Genomic DNA, 1,338 nt, shown 5'->3' with positions numbered 1-1,338 from the left:
ACTTGGGAGACCGCAAGCGCCAAACCGCTTCCGTGCTGGTCTGGACGCAAGTCACCCAAGGCGAACACCTCTTCGCCCCACGACCGATCGAGGCCGCACAGCCCTCAGGCGTCCAGAAGGCTTGGCGCCACGAAGACACCTGGTATCACTTTCAGGCCGTCCGTCCGAAGCGGCACTACGCGCACCTCAGGAGGATCCTCCTCCGCCATGCCGATCAGATGGCAGAACACATCGACGGCATGCTCGACGGCTGATCAGCTCAAGCCGATCTGATCTCTGAGCCGAAGCACGGTAGTTGTCACCGGAGGGGCTGCTTGACCTGCGCGGCCAGTTCGGGTGAGGCACGCTTGTTGTCACCGATAAGGCAGGGCACCTGTCACCTTGGCTAACATCCGCAACACCCACATAAAGATCTGCAAGTGGAGCAACCACTGAACCGAGACGATCTCCTCATGCTCCTCGACACAGCAACCGGAGCCTGCAGAGCGGCCCGCGCCGCTCTCGCCGACAACGGCCAGTTCACCATCTGGGACGGACACGCGCCAGCATCCGAACTGGCCACGACCTACAGCCGACGACTCCGCCTCACCACGAAACAAGGTGCCCAAACCCAGGCCCTTCAGCAGACGGTCGACACCCTCAACAGCCTCGATCAATCCCCGATCCGACTCGGCTCCATCACCTCAGCCGACCGAACCTGGAACTACATCCTGTTCCTCACACCGGACACCACCAAGGTCATAGCCTGCACCGGAGTTCGCCGGAGAGGATCCGAGGATGACTGACCTGACCGACATGAGCGAGCGCGAATACTTCAACCAGTTCGCCAGGCGCACCGGCATGTTCATCGGCCGCCCATCGCTGAAGGGCGTGACAGCCTTCTTGATCGGCTACGACCAAGCTGCTCGCCGACATGGCGGACCCGGGCTCGACGGCTGGCGCGAATGGCTGATGGCCCGCCATCAAGTCGGCACCAACCTCGTCTGGGAGGCCCAGATCCAACAGATCGCCCTCGGCGAGGCAGGAGTCAGACCGGACCTCACTCCGGAAGAGGAGACCCAAGTCACCGACGTCCTCTTCGACCTGCTCGACAAGTTCCTGGCCGACCAGGAACGAGCCCGCCAGAACCCGCAGACCTGAGCAGAACCGCACCCGCTGATCGGAATGCGCGCGAACCCGCGACCCACCCGCGGACCTGGCCGATCCGATCGCACAGTCACAGGTGGCATCAAGCCTGCCTATGTGATGACTACCGTGCTTCGGCTCAATCTCGCTCCCAGCGCCTCGACAGCCGGGCCATCTACCGCTCCCATGGGCCAACTAACGCCCCCAATGTCA

The 1,338-nt window shown here is 62.9% G+C and carries 3 protein-coding genes; all 3 read left to right on the top strand.

Features of this window, described 5'->3' with window-relative positions; translation table 11 throughout:
- On the top strand, positions 1 to 254 hold a 254-nt coding region (locus tag ACGFJ2_RS59195), incomplete at its 5' end, for a hypothetical protein (RefSeq protein ID WP_393484273.1).
- Positions 255 to 452: 198 nt separating this feature from the next.
- Entirely contained in the window at positions 453 to 785 is a 333-nt protein-coding gene (locus ACGFJ2_RS59190) for a hypothetical protein (protein WP_393484270.1), read from the top strand.
- The gene (locus tag ACGFJ2_RS59185; RefSeq protein WP_393484267.1) at positions 778 to 1,140 is read left to right on the top strand and encodes a hypothetical protein; all 363 of its coding nucleotides are present in this window, start codon (positions 778 to 780) and stop codon (positions 1,138 to 1,140) included. The genes ACGFJ2_RS59190 and ACGFJ2_RS59185 overlap by 8 nt, the downstream gene beginning before the upstream one ends.
- The last annotated feature ends 198 nt before the right edge of the window (positions 1,141 to 1,338 follow it).

Origin of the sequence: Nonomuraea sp. NPDC049028 (assembly GCF_043197735.1) — a bacterium.
Classification (GTDB): Bacteria; Actinomycetota; Actinomycetes; order Streptosporangiales; family Streptosporangiaceae; genus Nonomuraea.
This window is presented reverse-complemented; position numbering and strand designations above follow the sequence as displayed.

What these genes read in the sequence shown, in the direction of transcription:
- ACGFJ2_RS59190 (WP_393484270.1), top strand. Translation starts at nt 453, where the DNA reads ATGCTCCTCGACACAGCAACCGGAGCCTGCAGAGCGGCCCGCGCCGCT.
- ACGFJ2_RS59185 (WP_393484267.1), top strand. Translation starts at nt 778, where the DNA reads ATGACTGACCTGACCGACATGAGCGAGCGCGAATACTTCAACCAGTTC.